This is a genomic window from Paenibacillus sp. HGH0039 (assembly GCF_000411255.1).
GTDB lineage: Bacteria > Bacillota > Bacilli > Paenibacillales > NBRC-103111 > Paenibacillus_F.
Genome location: NZ_KE150412.1, coordinates 2599984 through 2620329 on the forward strand (window position 1 = coordinate 2599984; position 20346 = coordinate 2620329).

Sequence of the window (20346 nt, forward strand, 5' to 3'; positions counted from 1 at the left end):
AAACGTTTCATTAAAAAATGAAAATGCCGACAGCAGAGGAACCGTAGAGTTCCTCTGCTGTCGGCTTACAAAATATTCCCGCTGAGATCAGCGGGTGATTAAAGGCCGGTCAGGCTTCATCCTGCCCGGCTTTTTTTGTGTGGACACGCTTCGTTTACTCCTGCAGGTTGGTTGGTTCTATACGGAATCCCGTCCTTCTCCGCCTTACCAGCCGAGATCCAGTTTCTTTCCGGTCTCCACAAACGTTTTGATGGCGCTCAGCAGCATCCACCATGCGGGGTCCGCCTTCTCGTAGGAAGGGTGATTGTCGACCCACTCATCGTTGATCAGGGTTAATTTAGTGCAGCCGCCGACCGGCTCCAGCTTAATGGTTACCCGCGTTGTGATCTCCGCATGATTCGGATAATAGGAAGGCCCGGGATGTTCCGTGTAACTCAGGATACGGTTCGGCTCGTATTCCAGCACTTCTCCGTAAATATGGACGGTCTGCTCGCCGTCATTGCCGGGCCCGATATACCGGATAGATTCACCGGGGACATAAGAAGAATCGATCACACAGTCGAAAAAGATTTTACGGGTTTTCTCCGGCGTTACGAAAACATCCCACACCTGCTCAGGGCTGCCGTCGATATAAAAATGATAAATGAGATCCATTGAAAATTCCTCCCTAGCCTAGTGTCGGCGTCTTGTGATAGCTTGGCCGTTTTGCTACCATCAACTTTACAGGGCCACGGCGCAAAGCGATTGTAAAAAAGCGACATCTTCCCTGAGACTTCATCTGGAACGGAGGCGGCTCCGCATGAAACCCGAGGAGAACCCGGTCATCGTCAACAAAGGCATTTTGAATTACGAAAAGGGCCGGCAAAAGTTCAACATTTCCCGAAGATTGCCCGCTCCGGAGCTGGCTTTTTTTATCCGGCATTACTGGCTGATTCATTGGGACTTGAGAGGACTTCCTTCCCATACCCAGGAGGTGCTCCAGCCTCCATGCTTTAATCTGGTTTTCGAAAAAGACAACACGCGGATCTACGGGACGAACAAGGGGAAACTATCGCAGCTTCTTGAGGGCAAAGGAGAAGTATTCGGCGTTTTGTTCCGGCCGGGCGGGTTTTATCCGTTTTACCGGCAGCCGGCTTCGGAGCTGGTCAACCGCAGCCTTCCCTTCCAGAAGGTTTTCGGCAGAAGCTGCCTTCCGCTGGAAGAAGCCCTTTTCTCCGAACCGGATGAAGAGGCGAAGGTCCGCTTCGTGGATGACTTTTTCATTAGAGAGCGGCCGCCGGCTGACGAACAAATCGAAATCGTCAATTCGGTGATCGATTATATTGCGGGACACAGGGAAATCAACCGGGTTGAGGACGTTGGAGCCAGGTTCGGCATCTCCGCAAGAACGATGCAGCGGATGTTCAGCCAGTATGTCGGCGTCAGCCCAAAATGGGTTATCAAGAGATACCGCTTGCAGGATGCCGCCGTATCGGCGGATGCGGGAGAATCGCCGGACTGGTCGAAGCTCGCGGTAGATCTGGGCTATTACGACCAGGCACATCTAATTAAAGATTTCAAAACGGTTATCGGCAAATCTCCGGAGGAGTACGTGCGCGGTAAACAAGGTTAGTTCGGCAGAGCTGCATAAAAAAATGGAACGGCCCGCCGATTTAGCGATTGGAAGCACTCTACAATTCAGCGAGGCCGCTTTCTGAAAGTAGTCTTTAGTCCGCTTTCCGTAAAGACGGGATTTTAACGATCAGCCAGAAGGTAAAGGCGAGCAGGAGAAGAGCGCCGCCCATTACAATGTTCTGTATTCCCACGCCAACGCTGAGAAGCAGTGAAGTCAAACCGTATGAAATAGGCGTAAGTCCCATGGAAGACATGGTCTGAATACTCATCACACGACCGATATAGGCTTTGTCGGCATGATTCTGGATCACGGAAGTGGCGCAGATGTTGGAGATTCCCATTGAGATTCCCATACAAGCGGCGAACACGGCTCCGGTCCACAGTGTGCCAGCCATGCTCAACGCCAGAAAGCTGAACGACAGGCCTAACTGGGCCAGTACGCTGATCAAACCTCTCCGGCGCTTCAGGTTGAGAATGCCCAGCACAATCGAGCTGATCAGCATTCCTCCCGCCAGAAAGGATTGCAGCATGCTGAAATCGAGTGTCTCCCCGTGCAGAACGTGTTTGACGAAAACCGGGATGCCGATGGCAAAAGGGCCGGTAAAAAACAGATTCAAAAACAGCGTTTTCAGCACAAACGCCTTCAATACGGGCGCCTGACGGACGTAGCCGATCCCTTCCTTGACGCTGGTCAGCATCGGAATCCGTTCCGCTTTCGCGTCCGGCGATGGGGATTTCCGCACGCGGACAAGCAGCGCGAATAGGGCACCCAGCGCCAGCAGCACGGTAATCAGGCCGAAGATCCCTTCATACCGGAGAGCGACGATGACAAAACCGCTGATCATCGGCCCGAATATCGAGGTGGACTGATTCGTCGTCTGGATAATGGAGTTGGCCCTCGTCAGCTCCTCCTTGGAGACGATGGACGGGACGATGGAGCCCGAAGCGGGCCAAAAGAACGCGTCCAGTATGCCGAACAGCAGCGCGAAAGCGGTCAGGGCTCCCAATCCGAGTCCCCCGCCCTCCACCAGAACCAGAACCAGGACGGCGAGCAGCGCCGATTTGGTTATCGTGGACACGAACATGATCTTCGACGGGCTGATCCGGTCCGCCAGCACGCCACCGATCGCCATGAACAAGACGCGGGGCAGCGTCCCGATCAGATAAATAACGCCGAGGGAAGCCTCCATGTTCAAGACGTTCACCACATACCAGGCTTCCGCGAAATAGAACATGTTCAAGGCGAGGCCGGAGAAAATCGTAGACAGCCACAACATCGCGAACGCTCTTTCCCGGAAAAGCGACGATGCCGGACGGGGCATCCTCTCCGCTTGGATTCGGGCCTCCAAGCTACTCATCTTCCTTCTCCCCTTTGAAATACGGCTCGTCGATCTGGAACGCTACCGTCATCAGATAAAAAGTTTCCATCTCCTCTTCCGAAACCTCTTCTTCCGCCATCCGGTTCAGCTCCTGGATCAGCTCGTGATACTTCGCGACCCATTTCTTAAACTTTTCCTTCGGAATGTTCACCTCAGTCTGACTGGCTATGCGGTGCCACTTCCTGTGGTCTTCGGAATCCGTCAGGAAGGCGCTCTCCGGAGCCGCCAGGGCACGGCTCTTGGCCCGGTCCAGAGTGGATAGCGTCATCAGCCGGCGGCTCTCCCCGTATTCATTGTGAAAGGATAGCAGCTCCGTAGACGGAATAAAGCTTTTCGCCACGGCCTGATACAGCTTCTGGGTCATGTTCCCCTTGCGGTTTTCCTCCACCAGCCGAATCAAGCCGTTCTTCTCCAGATCCTGCAGGTGGTAGTGGATTTTCGAACGCGATTCCCCCATCTGCTGGGAAAGCTGCTGCCCCGACCGCGCCTCCTCCACCAGCAGGCACAGGATTTCGATTCGCAGCGGATCGCTCAAAGATTTCAACTGTTCGAGATTCGTTAATACCATAATGTCATTTTGTTTTTCCATACATGTCAGCTCCATTTGACTTGTCAGTTTTTATTGACAATAAAAACTTACCAAATAATCTTCTCTCCTGTCAATGGGGATTCAGGAAAATAAAGGCCGCATGGGGTACTTTGCGTACCTCATGCAGCCTTTTAGGAGAGAAGACCCCCAAAACTCGGATCGGGATAATCCCGGCTACCGATTAATTTTTGTACAGCTTGCCGTGCCAGTTCATAAAATTGTTCACGACCACATTTAGAAACTCAATAGTAGGCGCGTGATGCAGGTTGCCGTCTTTATCGATTTTTTCATGGACAAGGCCTACGTACACTTCGTTGCCGGGGAGCAGTACAGAGGAAATCCCGGGAGAGAACAAAATATCGCGCAGATTCTCCTGTGCCCGCACAGTGCCCAGAGTTCCCATCGAAGCGCCCATGATCCAGGATGGCTTGCCGATCATCACCCGGTCACCGCGCGACAGCCAGTCCAGGGCATTTTTCAGCACGCCGGGGATGGAGTAGTTATACTCGGGCGTAACCCAAAGCACGGCATCGGCGCCCGCAATTTTGCCGCGGAAATCCAGCACCGACTGGTCCGGAGTCAACTCGATATCTTCGTTGTAAAACGGCAGATCGTTTACGCGGACGATTTCCACGTCGAGCCGGTCTTTGAAGGTCTTCTGCACATACTCTGCAAGCTTCAGATTATATGAGTTTTTGCGGTTGCTTCCGATAACTGCTGCGATTTTCATAAACGAACCCTCCGATATATAGTTTTAGTTGCTATATCAACTAAAAGATGAACAGGAGCGCAAGACGGGCTACCACTTACGCACATTCTCGCGGACCTTTGTAAGAAGCCTCTTCAGCTCGGCCGTCTCTTCAGCCGTAAAGCCTGCTCTGAGATGCTGTTTCATATGGCTGCTGATCTCTTCCACGTTTGCTTTTAGCGCCCGTCCCTCATCGGTCAAATACACTTCAATCGAGCGGCGGTCGCTCGCGCTGGGAGTACGGCGTATAAATCCTTTGCTCTCCAGACTAGCAAGCATTCGCGTAATGCCGGATTTGTCTTTGCTGAGGCGTTCCGCGATCTCGTTCTGCGACAAGCCCTCCTGCCTCATGAGAAGCGCGATCACCAGATGCTGTTCCGGAGCAAGCTGCATGGGAGCCAGCCGTTTCTTCAAGTAGCTGGTAATCTCCAAATCCGCCATATGGATCATTAAACCGATATGTTCTTCCATGTCCCGTTCCATTCGTTCACCCTGACCCTATTAGTTGATATATCAACAATTTCACTTTTATTATCTTAAAAACTTGGTGGAATGTCAAGGGAACCGGCATTGTTGCAGACTGGTTTTGGATAAATTGGATTAGTCTAAACTAAACCTTGATAACCATGCAAAATTATCCGACGATGGTTCATGGGGGAACAGACAATCAGCATGCAGCCTTTATATCCCCACATGACCTGAAGGACTGATGTTGTTTGAATAGGAACAAAAATACAAAGAGTCTCCGCAGCGATGAGGATATGGAGGACCCTAACTCACCGGAGCGGGCCGTTGAGCTTAAAGAGAAGCTCATAGGGGCATGCGATCGGATAGGTGAACGTTACCGACCGACCGTCGAACTCAAGCCTGTTGATGAGAACAACTGGTATGACTGCACCGAGCTTGTAGTTACGGACGAGCAGAAGAACGTATTTCCTGTTCCGGTTGTGTATTGGCTTGCAGAGTCGGCTTATTGCGGCTTCACTCCTCTTGCCATGTACAATGGCGAACAGTTAATCGGATTTGCGGTCTACGCCGTCGATCCTGACGATGGGAGCTACTGGATCATGGCCTATATGATCGATCATAAGTTCCAGCATAAAGGCTTAGGGCGATCCGGCATGAAGGAGCTGGTACGTTACATCCACGAAAAGCACGGCTGCGACAAAATCGTACTCGGGCATCGGGCCGAAAACGAACGGGCGTCCCATTTATATGCTTCATTAGGTTTTGAAGAAGTAGACCGGGACGGCATCGAAATTATACGGGAATTGACCCTTTCGAAACCATGATGATTAACGTTCGGGACTTAAGAGCCGCAAGATTTGCGGCTCCTTTCCATTTTCCCCGAGACCCGGCAGGCTGCCGTTTATCGGATTGCTTAATTTCTTCGGAAGTAACGGTTGCGCCCATAATACAACACCTCGAAAATCGCGAATACGCCAACTACCGCAGCAACCAAAAGAATTACCGTGATACCGAAAACGGTCATCTTCCCCGTAGTTCCTTTATCCCCCAGCAGAAGCACACTGCCGGCGACCCAAAGAATGTCGATCACGGCAATGACAAGCACCGCCGATGGAGGAACCATACTCCTGGATACGGTCCAAACGAGAAATGCGACAAACAAGAGTAGAAAAACCGCGGTTTCGACCAAGGCGGTTCTACTTTCTAGTCCCGTCCATTCGGCGACATACCCGGGAAAGGCCAATAACAGCAGCCCGAATATCCCGGACGAAACGGCATTCGTCAGCAAAACTTTACGGATGAGAGTTTCTCCTGTCGGCGTTATTGCTTCATTTGGTTTCATCTTGCACACCTCTTTCTTTCGGGGCGATTATTGATCGGCTTGTACGGCTTGTACGGCTTTCACAAGTGAAGAAATGATTCCCAAGTGCACGGCTTCGTGGATAAAAGCGAAGTTAAACAACTCGCCTGCCGTCTCGAACCTCAGCGGCCCCATTTCAAACGGCGCGCTCAAAGGTACATTCAACGACTCGATGTCTAGATTGGACAAATCGTCAAGCTGCGCGGATAAAAATTGAATCAACTCCGACTTCGACGGAGGCGTGACGGTCCAGTCCGACGGCTTCGTTCCGGTCATAAATAAGCCGGCATAGCTTTGCGGCAGCTTCGTATTTAACGCCGGACCTGCGGAGAGAAACCAATTCAGCATGGTAACGATATGGCCGGCGTTCCAACGAACCGTATTATTGAATCCTGCGGGCGTAATATCGTAAATTTCTTCCTGAATCGCTTGAATGGATCCGATAACCAATTGATGAGCCGTTTTTGCGGTTTGGATGCTTGCTTGTGACATTGTACATTCCTCCTAATGGTTGGGTTGTGCCTGACAACACCGAGATTAGCCTACAAACGACTGCCAGAACCATGCTTTTCACTGCCGTTTGGTGCCAATCTTGCCTATTTTCGTTCAAAAAAAAGGCGGCCGCTTCCCTGGGTATTCCCAAGGAAACAACCGCCATCCATGTCATTCATTTTTATTCCGCCTTAATAAGGCATTCTTCTCCTTTAGACTTGTCGCAATAAGACGCGCGCCGGCGTTCTGCCAATTATAGCAGGTGCGCTCGGGCACACAGGTACGGAACCACTCCAAAGCTTCTTTGGAAGGAGCGTCCAGTTGATGGTTCGAATAACGCACGCTATACGGCTTAATGCCGGCGACGTAAGGAAAGTACAAAGCATTATAAAATTTCCATTCGTCCGTCGTGCCGAACGCTTCATCCGGGCGCGGCTTCATTTGCAATATACTTTCGATAAGCAAAGACTTAAGCTCGTTAGCACGTTCCACTACACCATCCGCCGCCCCGGATTTCCGAAGCCGCTCGTCAATTAGCGCCAATTGCGCCAGCGGACTTGCCGCCAATCGCTCCAAGTTCCCCAAGTTACTAGTCGCTCGCCGGATATGACGGTAGAACTCCTCATTGTCCATCTCCTCCGGATTCGCATCGCCATCAATACGGACCTGAACGCTTTCGACCAAACGCAGTTTGGAGCGTTCCGTGCGCAGCTTCGGGAACGTCATTAAAGCAATGTTGTCGAGCAAAGCCCGAATCGGATATACAAACACTTGGAATGCAATGGAAACCATTATGCTGACCATCAATAACAACAGCGTCGCAAAATCGAATCCCGTCCCCGTTCCGAGTAAAATAACAAGCGCGACCTGACCGGAAAAAATGAGTGTAAAAAAGACGGAATAATCGAGGGACCGGAACAAATCGGGCAGCCAGGATTCCCCCTGCTCCCTGATCTCCTTGACTATCGTATATGCGCCAAACAGCAGCATTCCGGCACTGTTGGCCACAAGCGTCCACTTATTCCATACAACCTCAGGAAAAAACAGATTCAAAGCCGTCATACAGGCAAATACAAAAAGCGGCACATAATTAAAGACATAGAAGGGAAAAGACCGTTTTGTCCCGCCGGACACCACCCCCCATATGGAAAGCACCGTTACCAGGATAAAAAACACATATACTGCTGCTTTGCTGGAAACGAAGTATATGTCCGGATTAGCAGCGAAGGCCAGCCAAATCACGATGCCTACTGTCAACCCCGTCAGAACATACTTCCATAGCTGCCATAATACGTTCCGTTCACCCTCCTCTCGGGAGACAGTAGATAGAACGGCACCTTGCCACAATACCAAGGGCAGATAAAAGCAGATGTCCCGTACCGTGCTGAGCGGCGGCGCCATAAACGGGTCCCCTTGGCTATAGGGCATCAGTAAAGTCACCCCGAAACCAAGCGAGCAAACAATTACGCCGAGACCGGCCAGCAAGAGCCGAATGTTTCTTACATCGCGATTAACCATGTATAAGCCGAACCAAAACAAGAGTCCGAAGTAGCTGAGCTGCACAATGATCAAGACGATCGTTCTCCTTTACCTGAAAGCCATCTTCAGTAAGATAAAGCAAAAAACCCACCCTATAGGTAGCAGCCGAAGGTGAGTTTGGGTTCCAGTCATTATCTTGAAGGAATATCCCATCCAAAAACCGATTATGTAAGCTGAATGTCCGCATGCTCGGTTTTTCTAACGTAATTTTAACATGGAAGGTTCTAATTCAACAATAAGCGATGCCTGCAATGCCAAAGGAATGAAAACGCTGCTGACAGCACCCTAAGGGGTGGATGGGTTGTGAGTGTATTTGCCTCAAATCAAAGCAGATTAAAGAATTGCCCACTCTTTCTCTGCTTGCCCAGAATATATTACAGATATCAATCAATAGGAGTTGATCTTTTGGTACGTATACTCGATAAAGCTGCCGTTCAGCCGCGCCGCAAATTCAACTTAGCAAACTCATTTGTTATCCGACGTTCACCAGCAAGATCTCGTCTTGCAACAATCACAATCCTTATTCCAAGGAATTCTCAACCTAATCGGGTAGATTTGGTAGCAACCGTCGGTGTTCGAGGTGTCACTGGCATTGCCCAAATATTATTTAGAATCTTCCGCGATGGGAAAGAGATTTTCAACACACAGCAAGGTATCGAATCTGCTGGTTCTGAGCAAAATTATGCGGTTACGTTCCAGGCGGAAGATAGAAATGTAAGAACGGGCACCCATGTTTATACAGTCACAGCAGAAAACCTTACTGCAAATACAAGAGCAGATGTTGTCGGGCCTATATCGTTCAGCGGGCTTGCCGTTAAAACGAGAACATAACAACCCATTCGCATTTTTCAGCACCTGAACAGAGAGACCTGCAGATGTCTCGATTTGGGGAATGGTGTAGATGACAAAGTAAAAGCAGCTCGTTCCTTATCAGAGGATGGGCTGCTTTGCTCTAGTACGGAAGAGACGGCAACTTAAGCCTGCACGGCACTGCTGATCGAATCGAACGGGTCACGCTTGCTCATGCGGAAACCGGGGCGTCGGATGAAATCGAAGTGGATGAAGTCGTCGTAAGTCACGGATATGATCGTGATTTCGGAAACCTCGTGAAATGGGGACTGGAGCGTGAAGATTACGGAATCACCGTCGACGCGAAAATGCGGACGAGCCAGTCGGGCATCTTCGGCGCGGTGACTTCATCACCTACGGCAGCGGCCAGGCACTGAACGAATCGTCTTCGATCAGCAGCCTGGCTTATTGTTTTAACAAGGACTTTCGACAGGAAGCAACGATGTTTAGCCTTCTCGCAAAAGGGATTGAGGGGTTGTGGTTCGGTCAAGACTCAGCTGTTTGCAGACTGTTGATGAACGTTTGCAGCTTCAAGGAACGAAAACAACTGTCGATTCATTTCATCGGCACCTGTTCCAAGCCAAATCAAGTGTCCCCATAAGTCAAGCTCGCAAAGTCGGGAGTTCGGTATCAGTCGACTAGCATGCCGAGCATGATCCACACTTACGGATGCATCATGAATACTATGCATAATTAGAGTAGGGCACTTGATGGCAGCAAGTGCTGAAGTCGCATCTTTACCGGTATGAACCACATCTATCAGAAAGCCGTGTCCTGACCGCTGTTGAGCTATAATGCTTTTAAATTTCCTACGATCGGCATCATTGATTTGCGGTAATACCTTCTCCTTCGGCAGTTTGCTAAAAGAGGGAATCATACTGCTCAACAGAAAGGACGGAAATAGCTTATTCAAAAGTCGAATCATAGTCCAAACGTATTTTTCTATAGGAGGCCGAAACAAGAATTGAGCAAATTTATACAGCTTGTCGTCTGGACTTAACCAGCATTGGGTTACGGCGGATTGCAAGACAAGGCTTCTTACTCGATTTGGAAATCTGGATGCCAAATGAATTCCGCTCGGGCCTCCGGCGGACATAGCGATAACATTGACCTGGGGAATTTGCAACTCATCAAGCAACTCGATATATGAATCACATGCGACAATAAGCGATTCTCCAAGTTCCTTGGATGTTCTGCCGTAACCTGGCCTCGAAGGAGTAATGACAGAGAAGTGACGAGCCGCGAGTTCGTTTCTGCCTAATTCTCCATAGCAACTCGAATGGCCCCCGTGCAGAACCAAAACCGGTTCTCCTTGGCCGACAATGCTGTACTCTAAGATAAATCCGTCTTTTGTCTGGTGTTGACGAATAGACTTATTCATTTACACCCTCCATAAATAAACTTAAATTCGTTATTGAAGCAAAAAATCGTAATCCTTTTTAAAGAATGGCTTGCAGACCTTGAAACCAAACCAACAAATATTGGCGAACCATTCTTTTGCAATCTTCGGTTCCTTCATGGAGCCTAATAATCTCAAAATATCCTTGTAGAAATGCGACAGAAACAGGCCACGCGACTTGCGGCTTCAAGCCCTCCCCGCCCTTATTGCTGTAATCCGCTAAATGCACAGCTACATTATCCGCCATCATTTGGTGAAATTTCTGAACGGCGTTTTCGTTCCGGGTGCCTCTAGCACCATCGATTAAAATCAAGAGTGGTGTACGGTATTCAATGACGATATTCGTTAAAGCTTCAACGATAAGTTCAAAGATATTCCCTTGACCATGTGGTTGAGCATGATGATTGCTTATCAGCGTTTCCAGCTCATGGTACACCGGCGATATAACGGAATCAAACAAGTCTTCTTTATCCTTATAATATCTGTACAAGTTCCCAACGGAGATACCTGTCTGGGCCGCAATTCTTTTCATGGATGCCCCCGCATATCCGAATTGAGCAAACTCAACTTGAGCACTCTTGATAACCGCTTGCCTCAATTCCTCTTTCAAAACCTGAACCATAAATGAACCTCCGTTCATTATTGATTATAGAAAAAAATTTCCATAAACGCAAGTTGTTTGTTTAAAGCATACCCGCAACTGCCTTTTTCGACTTTAAGTTTGCAAACTATCGAACGGAAAGCCCAAAAAGGGCTGTGACAGACTGTCTATCGGCAACCTGTCACAGCCCCCCAAACCCGCGTCCGACGAGGTCTTTCGGCTCTTATTCTTCTCCTGTCGCAATCGGATTCTCTGCGTAGGAAACCCAATCGCTCCAGCTGTCTTCCTATGTTATGACGTCGGATTATTAGGACGCCTATGCTACAATAAGGTGACAAAGGGGGCGACATTATTGAGTAAACAAAAAATCGTGATTATTGGCGCAGGAATTGTCGGGGCGTCCGTGGCCTATCATCTGGCCAAACGAAATCAAGATGTAACCGTTATTGAACGACACTCCGCCGCGGCGCGTGAAGTCACGGAAAAATCGTTTGCCTGGATACATACGACGCATAGTGTGGCTCCCGAATACTGGCATTTGTACGATGCGGCTTGTGAAGAATATCATGCGCTTCAGCAAGATTTGTCCGAACTGCAAATTCATTGGCACGGGGCGCTGACTTGGGACAATCCGCCCTTAAGGGAGCAACTCCGTTTTCAAAAATTAAACCGGGAGCAGCTTGAGGCATTGGAACCGAATCTGAAGGAATATCCGGATGAAGCGATGTTTGTCAGCGAAGAAGGTGCGGTGGACCCGATAGGGTTAACGGATCTGTTGTTGAGCAAAGCGCGGGAGTACGGAGCAAAGGTTCAGTTCAGTACCAACGTTACACAGCTGCAGCAAGAAAATTCCTGCCTGGTCGGCGTCCACACGTCCAAGGGTTTTCTGGAGTCGGATGTCGTGGTATTGGCCGCAGGTACAGGCATACCCGAACTTTGCAACCCGGTAGGTTGTCCCGTGCCGGTAACGCCGTCGCCTTCCATTCTGATTCGGATGAAAACTGCGAATAAGCTGATACGCACCTTAATCTCAAATGCGCAATTTGAAGCGCGTCAACTGACGGATCAAACGCTGCTGGCTGCGGAAGATTATATCGACGAGTCGGAAGAAAACGGGCCAGAGGCGGTCGGCAAGCGAGCGTTCGAGACGTTGCGTCGCAGTCTGAAGGGCGGAAATCAATTGGAACTGGAAAGCATCCGGGTCGGGATGAGACCAATGCCTGAAGACGGCTATCCGATCGTGGGCTTCCATGATCACATAAAGGGACTTTATCTGACAGTGATGCATTCTGCAATTACGCTGGCGCCGCTGATTGCGCGTCTGGCTGCAAGTGAAATAATCAATCGGGAATCAAGAAGCGAATTAGTCCCTTGTCGACTCTCCCGTTTTAAGGACCACATGAGGGATGACCCCGCTGTTTCTCGCGCGTGAGGTTGTGAATCAATCAAGTGGAATCGCATGCACGTGCAAATTGACCTCGATACTCTTTGACACAAAGCAAAGGAGCACATCGTCACATGAGCGACGACGTACTCCGTGTTACAACCTGTATAACTGCTTACGCCTTCTCCTCTTCCCCCACCGCAATTGGATTTTCCTCATAACTAATCCAATCGCTCCAGCTTCCCGCGTACAGCTTCACGCCCGGGATGCCGGCTTCCTCCAGCGCGAGCACGTTCGGGCAGGCGCTGACGCCGGAGCCGCAGTACACGATCAGCTCTTCCGCGTTCTCCAGCCCGCGGAATCTCTCCTTCTGCTCCTCGGCGCTCCGCCAGGAGCCTTCCGCGTCGAGCGCGTCCTTCCAGAAGCAGTTCCGAGCGCCTGGGATGTGTCCCGCCACCGGATCGATCGCTTCCTGCTCGCCGCGGTAGCGGGCTCCCTCGCGCGAATCGATCAGGACGGTGCCCTTCTCGCCGAGCTTCGCCTTCACCTCGTCCATGCTCGCCAGCATGTGCCGCTGAACCTTCGGCGAGAAGGTCGCCGGGCTTGCTTGCGGAGCCTCGGCCGTTACCGGGTAACCGGCCGCCTTCCACTGCGAATAGCCGCGGTCAAGCACGTAAACGCGCTCATGACCGAGAAAGCGCAGCATCCACCACAGCCTCGCTGCCATCGCTCCGCCCTGGTCGTCATAAGCGACGACCGTCTTGGAGGCGTCAACTCCGAGCGCGCTCGCGCGCATGGAGAAAGCGCCCAGGTCCGGCAGAGGATGGCGGCCGCCGTGCTCCCGCTTCTCGCCGGACATGTCTTCCTCCAGATCCACGTAGAAAGCACCGGGGATATGGTCGATGCTGTAGTCCTGGCGGCCGCTCCACGGCTCACCCAGCGCAAACCGGCAGTCCGCGATCAGAAGATCGGGGTCCTGCAGGTGTTCGTAAAGCCATTCCAAACTGACAATATTCCGCATCCGAATCAATGTCCTCCCCGCCCTAGCAGGCTGCATAATGAGTTTAAAACCGCATGGCGGAGCGGGAAGAACGGGGCCCCTCTCCGGCAGAACCGCGGCCGTCCCGGCTATGGAACCGGCCGGCCGCCTAATCTCCTACGCCGATGACAGGCTTGATGGAGTAAGGGTACCATTCTTCGCGTTCTCCGCCCATTTTCTCATAAAACTTCTGGGCATTCTCATTGGCCTTAGACGTTTCCCAAAGCATGGCCACATAGCCATTATAAGCGGCATACTGGTTGCATGCACGGAACAATTTGGTACCGACGCCCTGAATCCGGCATTTCTCCGTCACGAACAGATCGTTCATAATGACGACTTTGCCCGTGCGTAGCGTACTATATGTAAAATATAAGGTGGCGAAACCGACTAACTCCCCTTCGTACACGGCGACGAATTGCGTGCCTGCTTTCTTTTCCAACAAGACATCCAGCAGGTTCTCCAACTTTTCTTCTTCCGGACGCGGATATTGATAAAAATCATAAATATAAGTATTCATCAACCCGCGGAGAGCATCACGGTCGTTCAGCTCCGCCTCACGTATTTCAACACGGCTCATACACAACCTCCTCTTCTAACCCTTAGTATTCCTTAAATTTCCATTCCTGTCACTTGATTTTTATCGACAAAAAATGTGGGATTTCTTTTTGCCCTTATAGACAAGGTATTTTATAATAGAGATAATAAACGGGGGTAACTATAAGTTTACCATATGGAACCCCATAAGAAAAATACCTATAGCGGTATATGATTTAGTTCTAAAATATTTTTTAGAATCTTATGCCCGGTAAAGGAGATGGATCATGCCCGATCAGGGTTATCTTGAGATGGAAAAGTCCTTCAGACAACTCTTGAGGAAAATGTCCAATGAATGGACGAAGTACGTCGATCGCTCTTTTTCCAAATCGCAGTTTCTTATTCTGGAAACGCTGGTTAAAGAAGGACCCCAGAAAGTATCGAGCCTGGCGGAAGCGTTGTTTATTACGGCGGGAGCTATTACGGGAATGTCGGACAAACTGATTGCCGGGGGTTATGCGGAACGGATACGGACGGAAGAAGACCGTCGTGTGGTGTTCCTGGCTGTTACTGAGAAAGGCCGCGAGATGGTAAAAGTGATGAGTGAGTATCGGCTCGGCATTATCAGGCGCATGATGCAAGGCTTAACCGACGAAGACATGACCCATATGTCGCGGATTTTCGCTCATATGATCGACAACCTCGATAAAGGAGAAGAAACGGCAGACTAGTTTGCCGATAGCTGTCTCTCCTGCGCAAGCGGTTCCGCATCCGAATAATTTACACAGAATAACGGCCTATTCCTTTAAAAATTAACGGGGATACGGGGCCGTTTTTACTTTTCAGCGGATGATTCCGAGATTCCCCTCCCTCACCACAGCATTCGTTCCGTGCGGCTGTTCTTAGTCTGTATAAGGTTAACTTCAAGCCTGTTCTAATACAGAATTCTGTTCTATAATAGACCCAATCCTATTTTAACCAAAGGCGGACAAAACATGACTCTTGCAACCTCATGGCGCGTGCGCCCTTTTACCGAAACCGATGGAAAAGCCATCTGCGCCTGGTCCTATCCGGCCCCCTACAGCGTGTACAATTGGCCTTCCTGGGAAGAGCTTTCAGCGAGAGCGGAAGAATTCGCAGATCCCGATATCCGTGAGAAGCAGTATGCGGCCATTGTCGACGAGCGGGACGAGCTGTGCGGGTTTGCGCAATTTTTCCCTCTGACGGGCGTGACCCGCCTAGGACTCGGAATCCGTCCCGATCTGTGCGGGCAGGGACTCGGACCCTCGTACGTGGAATGCCTGGTTGCCGAAGCGCGCAGACGGAATCCCGGCAACGAAATTGACCTGGAAGTACTCGTACGCAACGAGCGTGCCATAAAAGCTTACATCCGAGCGGGGTTTGCCGTCACGGATACGTACGAGCGGATGACGCCAACCGGCATGGCTATGATGCACTGTATGGTTCACGGAGCGGAGCCCGCGTAAGCTTATCCGGCTGCGCCTCCGACCATCTCCTCGGCAGACTTTCTTTCGGCATGGGCCTGTTGCCGCCTTGTCGTGATAGCGTTTACAATTAAACGGACGCCATCGTCGCCTACCGGATATAGAAGCTGTACATCCTGTAACGATCTGCAATCGGTTGTCCGGCAAGGGAAGGGAGGATAAAGCCCCTTCCCTTTTTTGCTTTCTAACGGGTGCACCGGTTTCCAAAAGTCCGCAAGCTCCACTAGACGCCCCTCTTCAGCCGGGAAGCCGGAACCCAGGCGTCTTTCTCGTACCCCCGCACTTCCCAGTACCCGATATGCTCATCGCGGATCAGCTCGATGCTCTGAAGCCACTTGACCGATTTGTAGGCGTACATACTCGGGACGATAAGGCGGACAGGCCCTCCAAGCTGCTGCGGGATGGGTTTGCCGTCCATGAGCAGCGCGACGAGCACTTCATCCATGCGGGCCTGCTCCAAGCTGAGGCAGTCGGTATAAACCCCGTCCCCGGAGATGAACTTCACGAATCCGGCTCCGGGCTGTACCCCTGCCCGTCCGAGCAGCTCGGACAGCCGGATGCCCTCCCAGGTCACGCTGTTCACCGACCAGCCGGTCACGCAGTGAAAGTCGCTGACCTGGACGAGGCGTTCCACCTGCTGCAGCTCCTCCCAGGTGAATCGGAGCGGCTTGTCGACCATCCCCGACACACTGAACGCCCAGTTGTCGGAGGAGAACGCGGGGATTTCCGTTACCGTATAGATCCGGAAATCCCCCTTCGCCCCGCCGCCGACGGGAGGCGACGATTCCGCCAGCGGCACGGGGGCCGGAAGCATGCGGTTCGCATCCGCGCGCACCGCCTCTTCCAGCCCTCCCCCGCCGAAGAGATTGCCCCGGGCCCACCTGACGAACGATGGGCCGATCACGACCGCGAGCGCCGCCGCCGCGCCCAGCTTCAGGAAGGCGCCCCGTGTCATGCGCCTTCCCAGCGACTCGCTCCACGCGCTCGCCTGAGTCGCCGCCCCGCCGGCATCCCGCGTCTCGTCGCGGAAGACGGCGCCCGTATCCGCGCGCAGGATAGGCTGCCGCGCATCCGCCTGCGGACGTGCGGCTTCGGCTGCCCGTGCAGGCGGACTCGACGCGGATGCGGAGGCAGGCAGCTCCGCGCTGCGCTTCTTCACCCAGCGGCTGCGGGTGACGGAGTGGTAGAGCAAATACGGCACGCCCACCCACGTAAAAGCATCGTGGATGAACAGGGCCGTATTGCTCCACACCGGCGGCAGGCTGCGGAACTGCCACAGGATGACGCCGCTGACGATCCAGCCGGCCGTAAACACAAGCACGCCGGCGAGATTGCCCTGCTGCCCGGCTTTCCTGCGCTTGCGCAGCTGCCCCAGATGCTTGGGAAGCAGCGGCACGTACAGCGCCAGCAGGAGGATGGAGAAGACGCCGAGCCAGATGTGCCCCTGCTTCAGCACCACACGCAAAGCTCCGAGGTCGCCGCGGATCCAGCCGATGCTGAGCACAATGCCGGTCAGGGCCAGAACAAGCGTGACCCAGGCATTCCAGGCGTGCAGCCGGTTCAGCTTCTTGCCGAACCCGGCCGACAGCCAGTTGTTCTTACGTTCCATACCGGCCTACTCCTCCCGCTTCATCGTTAACGTGATTAACGTTTTTTCATGTGAATGGTTTTTTTTCTATTTTAACAAAGGGCCATGCCCTCCCACAAAAAGAGACCGCAAGACAGCGGTCCTCTATCTATCCTCCGGCCGGAGCCGGAAGCTAAGCTACGGGAAGCACACCATCGTATTGTACCGCCGAAGTAAAATCAAGGTCTGTGAGACCGCCCGCATCATGCGTGCTGAGCTGCATCGTGACCCGTCTGTCGTCCACTTTGATAAAGGGATGATGCTTTAGAGACTCTGCCACATCGGCCACCCGGCGGACAAAATCAATGGCCGTTTTGAAATCACGACATTCATAGGTCTTCTCGATTGTACGTTCGTCCCGCAAATTCCAGCCGTTCAATCCGGCCAGCTTCACGGCCACCTGATCGTACGAAAGCTTGTTTGCAGCAGCCATTGTGTTCCCTCCTTTCCCCTCTAAGCAGAAATACCCTCCAGGAATGGGATTCGAATCTCGATTTGTACACCTTTTCCACGCTCGGTATCCATATAGAACTCACCGTTCATCAGCAGCACCCTTCCCTGCATCTGATCGAGCCCGATGCCCGCCCCCGAAATAATCCGGTTCTTGCGGTTCATCTCTTTTACCTGGCGATCGAACCCGATACCGTCATCCTCATACAACAGACTGATGCTGCTGTTCTCCTCCACCAGACGGATCGTGACATGCTCGGCCTGCGAATGCTTCTTCGCATTATTGAGCAGCTCTTGAATTACCCGGAACAGGTGCTTCTTCCTTTCGACCTCAAGCAGCTCGATCTGCGCCGTACAGTCGGCGATAAAATTAACCTGAAATTCGCTGTAGGAACTCTCCACATCGACCAGTTTGCGGATACTGCCGACCAGCCCCGTCTTTTGCAGCACATAAGGATTCAGTTCGAAGCAGCTCTGCCGTAAGTTTTCATTAATCAAATCGATATGCGTCAGAATGCCCGTCAACTGCCCGTACTCGTCCGTCATCTTGGGGAAACGCTGAAGAATCGGGTACAGCCTTCTTTTGAGCAGAAAAAGATCCTGCATCGTCGTATCGTGCAAGTCCATCGCAATGCGGATGCGCTCCTTCTCCTGGATGTCGTACATCGTTTTGCGGAGCCACACAAATTCCGGCGTTGCCTCTTCGTTCGGGATATTAGCCATCAGCTCGTACATTTTCAGCGTCAGCTTGCGGATGAGGTATACGTTCTCCAGACTTGCGGACAGATAAGTCACGATTAAATTGATCCAGTGCCGGTCCTCTTGGCCGAGATGCGTGTTGGACTTTTTGCCGGTTACAACCAGGAAACTTCGATACTCTTCGTGCCGGTTGATCTCAAAAGCCGTATACTTGTCCCCTTTGTAGACTCCATTTTCCATAGAGGTTTTAACATCTTCTTCATCAATGTCACCCGCCGTGATCACTTGGATGCCTTCTTTTTCTACAAATACGATGGCTCCGCCGTGGATGTCGAGGGTATTGACAATATCGTTGAGGATGATTTCCTTAAGTGCGTTAAAATTGGTGATCGTTCCAAGAGCTTTGGAAATTTTCTTAAGGGACTGCTGTAAAAAGTACTTACGAGGAAACATGAATTTTTCGAGTTTTGTAGTGAAGTATTCCATGGAGTAAGCGAAGATGGAGAAAATAAATAGGATGACTGTAAATATATAAGTGATTTCTATCCATGAAATATGTCTATGAAAAATAAAAGTAATGCAAGATATAGTAATAACACTCGGCACAATTGAAATCGTTGCTGAAAACAAAATTCGGCGCATATATAAATCCAAATCGTAAAGTTTCTTAGATAAGATCAAATAAGCAAATGAAACAGGAAAAATGAATACAAACCAGCTTGTGTAAAAAGAGTGTACTAGTTCCCTTTGAATAATCAAAGCAGGAAGAAAAGAAAGCAGAGCAAACGGCGCAAAGCTGATGAATAAAGAATACCAGATCGTTTTCAGCAAAGAATTTAGTTCCCTGTTCCTTTTAACTTTTTTATTGACTTGGTGTAAAAGCCAGAAATTATTGAACAAGCAGCACAAAAAACATGGAATAACTATCAGGTTAAACCATATATAAACATCATAAGCAAGAGGATCGATAAAATATAACATCCGGATAAGCGTACAGAAAATGATGATACTATACCAAAACCGCAAAGCACACTCGGACGGAATATTTATCCTTTTCTGTTTGAAGAAAAAGACTAAAAAATGCAAGAAAAAACAGGGGATAAGAACAATAAAAGTGGATATTAAGATCTTCGCCGAAATATCTCCTCTGTTGGAAGCTCCCAAAGCCATAAATGTTGCCCCGATTGCAAAAAAAACAAGGGCAAGGTATTTTGCAGACATTTCTTGATTATTACTGTTTCCTTTACGATAAATGAAGCCGGCCAAAGAAAAGCAAACCATTTCAAAAAATAGTGCAATCAAATCATGTATCTGAATATTTACTTTTTGATCAAAATGAATGTCTATTACTTCAGAACCCCTGGCAACAGTCAGAGCATTTGCCTTCTCTATATTTCGCCATAGTCTGAACTCTGTATGATCCATCGAATCCTTGCCGTTGATTTGTTGTATAACATCCCCATTTTTTAAATCATAATATTTACCCACACCCAGAGGATCGAACGAATCGACACTCCATTTTTTCTCAGAATTCTCTTTTAAATAGATCCCTAAGTAAGGATTCGTATAGATCAAATTGAGAAAGCGAGCCTGTAAGCTTACAAATATTAAAAAACATAAAAAAATGATAAGATTTCGCTTAGTCAATATACTTCACCTCTACAGAATGTTATAATTACTTATATTTTCTAACAATTAAAGGAGGTTTTGGCATGGATCAAACTCTTATTTTATGGTCGCCGGAATTGAAGAAAGAAATCAGGTCAGAAAAGTTGAAGAATAACAATTCTACTGCACGCTTAAGTATCGAAGAAATCTTAAAGCACCAACTGGAGAAAAATAAAATCTATAAACTAGCATGGTGCTAACCATTTAATTTAATTAGATTACAATTGGATACGTCTTCTTGGAAATAGCCTCTAATTTTAGAGGCTATTTTTATTCGAACATTTACCATTTATATTATACAAAAGGTTATATATACCTGCTAATGATTCTACTAAGAATCCTCAAATTTGGGTAAATGAAATCAAGTCAGGCATGAACGAGAAACGAATGCAAGAAGCG

23 protein-coding genes are annotated in these 20346 nt (G+C 50.1%); 8 read left to right on the forward strand and 15 right to left on the reverse strand.

The window, feature by feature from the left end:
* Positions 1–204 precede the first annotated feature (204 nt).
* Complete coding sequence (locus HMPREF1207_RS11355; RefSeq protein WP_009671619.1) at positions 205–654, reverse strand: SRPBCC domain-containing protein; 450 nt, start codon at positions 652–654, stop codon at positions 205–207.
* A 145-nt stretch (positions 655–799) separates the two neighbouring features.
* On the opposite strand from HMPREF1207_RS11355, the gene HMPREF1207_RS11360 reads away from it, so the two are divergent.
* On the forward strand, positions 800–1612 hold the full coding sequence (locus tag HMPREF1207_RS11360) for a helix-turn-helix domain-containing protein (RefSeq protein ID WP_009671621.1): 813 nt from the start codon (positions 800–802) through the stop codon (positions 1610–1612).
* Between the two features lie 94 nt (positions 1613–1706).
* On the opposite strand, the gene HMPREF1207_RS11365 is transcribed toward HMPREF1207_RS11360, so the two are convergent.
* From HMPREF1207_RS11365 to HMPREF1207_RS11380, 4 genes are all read right to left on the reverse strand, one after another.
* The gene (locus tag HMPREF1207_RS11365) at positions 1707–2972 is read right to left on the reverse strand and encodes an MFS transporter (RefSeq protein WP_016423673.1); all 1266 of its coding nucleotides are present in this window, start codon (positions 2970–2972) and stop codon (positions 1707–1709) included.
* Positions 2965–3582, reverse strand: coding sequence for an ArsR/SmtB family transcription factor (locus HMPREF1207_RS11370; protein ID WP_009671583.1), 618 nt, complete (start codon positions 3580–3582; stop codon positions 2965–2967). The genes HMPREF1207_RS11365 and HMPREF1207_RS11370 overlap by 8 nt, the downstream gene beginning before the upstream one ends.
* A 181-nt stretch (positions 3583–3763) precedes the next feature.
* Positions 3764–4312: an NADPH-dependent FMN reductase gene (locus HMPREF1207_RS11375; RefSeq protein WP_009671609.1), complete on the reverse strand. Its 549-nt coding sequence runs from the start codon at positions 4310–4312 to the stop codon at positions 3764–3766.
* A gap of 69 nt (positions 4313–4381) precedes the next feature.
* Positions 4382–4813 carry a MarR family winged helix-turn-helix transcriptional regulator gene (locus tag HMPREF1207_RS11380; protein WP_009671620.1) on the reverse strand — a complete coding sequence of 144 codons (432 nt, stop codon included), beginning with the start codon at positions 4811–4813 and terminating at the stop codon, positions 4382–4384.
* A gap of 233 nt (positions 4814–5046) precedes the next feature.
* Here HMPREF1207_RS11380 and HMPREF1207_RS11385 point away from each other — a divergent pair, with 233 nt between their 5' ends.
* Positions 5047–5622 (forward strand): GNAT family N-acetyltransferase, encoded by a 576-nt coding sequence (locus HMPREF1207_RS11385; protein WP_009671596.1) that lies wholly within the window; start codon positions 5047–5049, stop codon positions 5620–5622.
* Between the two features lie 89 nt (positions 5623–5711).
* Here the strand turns inward: HMPREF1207_RS11385 and HMPREF1207_RS11390 are convergent, their stop codons facing one another.
* The 3 genes from HMPREF1207_RS11390 to HMPREF1207_RS11400 form a co-directional block, all read right to left on the reverse strand.
* Positions 5712–6140 carry a hypothetical protein gene (locus tag HMPREF1207_RS11390; protein ID WP_009671586.1) on the reverse strand — a complete coding sequence of 143 codons (429 nt, stop codon included), beginning with the start codon at positions 6138–6140 and terminating at the stop codon, positions 5712–5714.
* Positions 6141–6167: 27 nt separating this feature from the next.
* Positions 6168–6650 carry a DinB family protein gene (locus tag HMPREF1207_RS11395; protein WP_009671592.1) on the reverse strand — a complete coding sequence of 161 codons (483 nt, stop codon included), beginning with the start codon at positions 6648–6650 and terminating at the stop codon, positions 6168–6170.
* Between the two features lie 171 nt (positions 6651–6821).
* Positions 6822–8213 carry a hypothetical protein gene (locus tag HMPREF1207_RS11400; RefSeq protein WP_231392074.1) on the reverse strand — a complete coding sequence of 464 codons (1392 nt, stop codon included), beginning with the start codon at positions 8211–8213 and terminating at the stop codon, positions 6822–6824.
* Between the two features lie 381 nt (positions 8214–8594).
* On the opposite strand from HMPREF1207_RS11400, the gene HMPREF1207_RS28735 reads away from it, so the two are divergent.
* Complete coding sequence (locus HMPREF1207_RS28735; RefSeq protein ID WP_036744557.1) at positions 8595–9020, forward strand: hypothetical protein; 426 nt, start codon at positions 8595–8597, stop codon at positions 9018–9020.
* 224 nt (positions 9021–9244) lie between these two features.
* Positions 9245–9415 (forward strand): hypothetical protein, encoded by a 171-nt coding sequence (locus HMPREF1207_RS28740; protein WP_009671601.1) that lies wholly within the window; start codon positions 9245–9247, stop codon positions 9413–9415.
* A gap of 116 nt (positions 9416–9531) precedes the next feature.
* Here HMPREF1207_RS28740 and HMPREF1207_RS11405 read toward each other — a convergent pair whose 3' ends face one another.
* On the reverse strand, positions 9532–10419 hold the full coding sequence (locus tag HMPREF1207_RS11405) for an alpha/beta fold hydrolase (RefSeq protein WP_009671594.1): 888 nt from the start codon (positions 10417–10419) through the stop codon (positions 9532–9534).
* A 58-nt stretch (positions 10420–10477) separates the two neighbouring features.
* Complete coding sequence (locus HMPREF1207_RS11410; RefSeq protein WP_009671581.1) at positions 10478–11059, reverse strand: TetR/AcrR family transcriptional regulator; 582 nt, start codon at positions 11057–11059, stop codon at positions 10478–10480.
* Between the two features lie 331 nt (positions 11060–11390).
* On the opposite strand from HMPREF1207_RS11410, the gene HMPREF1207_RS11415 reads away from it, so the two are divergent.
* Entirely contained in the window at positions 11391–12470 is a 1080-nt protein-coding gene (locus HMPREF1207_RS11415; protein WP_009671633.1) for an NAD(P)/FAD-dependent oxidoreductase, read from the forward strand.
* Positions 12471–12597: 127 nt separating this feature from the next.
* Here the strand turns inward: HMPREF1207_RS11415 and HMPREF1207_RS11420 are convergent, their stop codons facing one another.
* Positions 12598–13443, reverse strand: a complete 846-nt coding sequence (locus tag HMPREF1207_RS11420) for a sulfurtransferase (RefSeq protein ID WP_009671587.1) — start codon at positions 13441–13443, stop codon at positions 12598–12600.
* A 127-nt stretch (positions 13444–13570) separates the two neighbouring features.
* Entirely contained in the window at positions 13571–14041 is a 471-nt protein-coding gene (locus tag HMPREF1207_RS11425) for a GNAT family N-acetyltransferase (protein WP_009671632.1), read from the reverse strand.
* 244 nt (positions 14042–14285) lie between these two features.
* Between HMPREF1207_RS11425 and HMPREF1207_RS11430 the strand changes: the two genes are divergently transcribed.
* Both HMPREF1207_RS11430 and HMPREF1207_RS11435 read left to right on the forward strand, forming a co-directional pair.
* Positions 14286–14729: a MarR family winged helix-turn-helix transcriptional regulator gene (locus tag HMPREF1207_RS11430; RefSeq protein WP_009671623.1), complete on the forward strand. Its 444-nt coding sequence runs from the start codon at positions 14286–14288 to the stop codon at positions 14727–14729.
* A gap of 264 nt (positions 14730–14993) precedes the next feature.
* The gene (locus tag HMPREF1207_RS11435) at positions 14994–15485 is read left to right on the forward strand and encodes a GNAT family N-acetyltransferase (RefSeq protein ID WP_009671612.1); all 492 of its coding nucleotides are present in this window, start codon (positions 14994–14996) and stop codon (positions 15483–15485) included.
* Positions 15486–15726: 241 nt separating this feature from the next.
* On the opposite strand, the gene HMPREF1207_RS11445 is transcribed toward HMPREF1207_RS11435, so the two are convergent.
* From HMPREF1207_RS11445 to HMPREF1207_RS29800, 3 genes are all read right to left on the reverse strand, one after another.
* Positions 15727–17112: a molybdopterin-dependent oxidoreductase gene (locus HMPREF1207_RS11445; RefSeq protein WP_009671584.1), complete on the reverse strand. Its 1386-nt coding sequence runs from the start codon at positions 17110–17112 to the stop codon at positions 15727–15729.
* A gap of 151 nt (positions 17113–17263) precedes the next feature.
* Complete coding sequence (locus HMPREF1207_RS11450; RefSeq protein ID WP_009671588.1) at positions 17264–17563, reverse strand: 4a-hydroxytetrahydrobiopterin dehydratase; 300 nt, start codon at positions 17561–17563, stop codon at positions 17264–17266.
* Positions 17564–17583: 20 nt separating this feature from the next.
* Entirely contained in the window at positions 17584–18732 is a 1149-nt protein-coding gene (locus tag HMPREF1207_RS29800) for a sensor histidine kinase (RefSeq protein WP_170318596.1), read from the reverse strand.
* A gap of 1259 nt (positions 18733–19991) precedes the next feature.
* On the opposite strand from HMPREF1207_RS29800, the gene HMPREF1207_RS29805 reads away from it, so the two are divergent.
* Complete coding sequence (locus HMPREF1207_RS29805) at positions 19992–20147, forward strand: hypothetical protein (RefSeq protein ID WP_009671626.1); 156 nt, start codon at positions 19992–19994, stop codon at positions 20145–20147.
* The last annotated feature ends 199 nt before the right edge of the window (positions 20148–20346 follow it).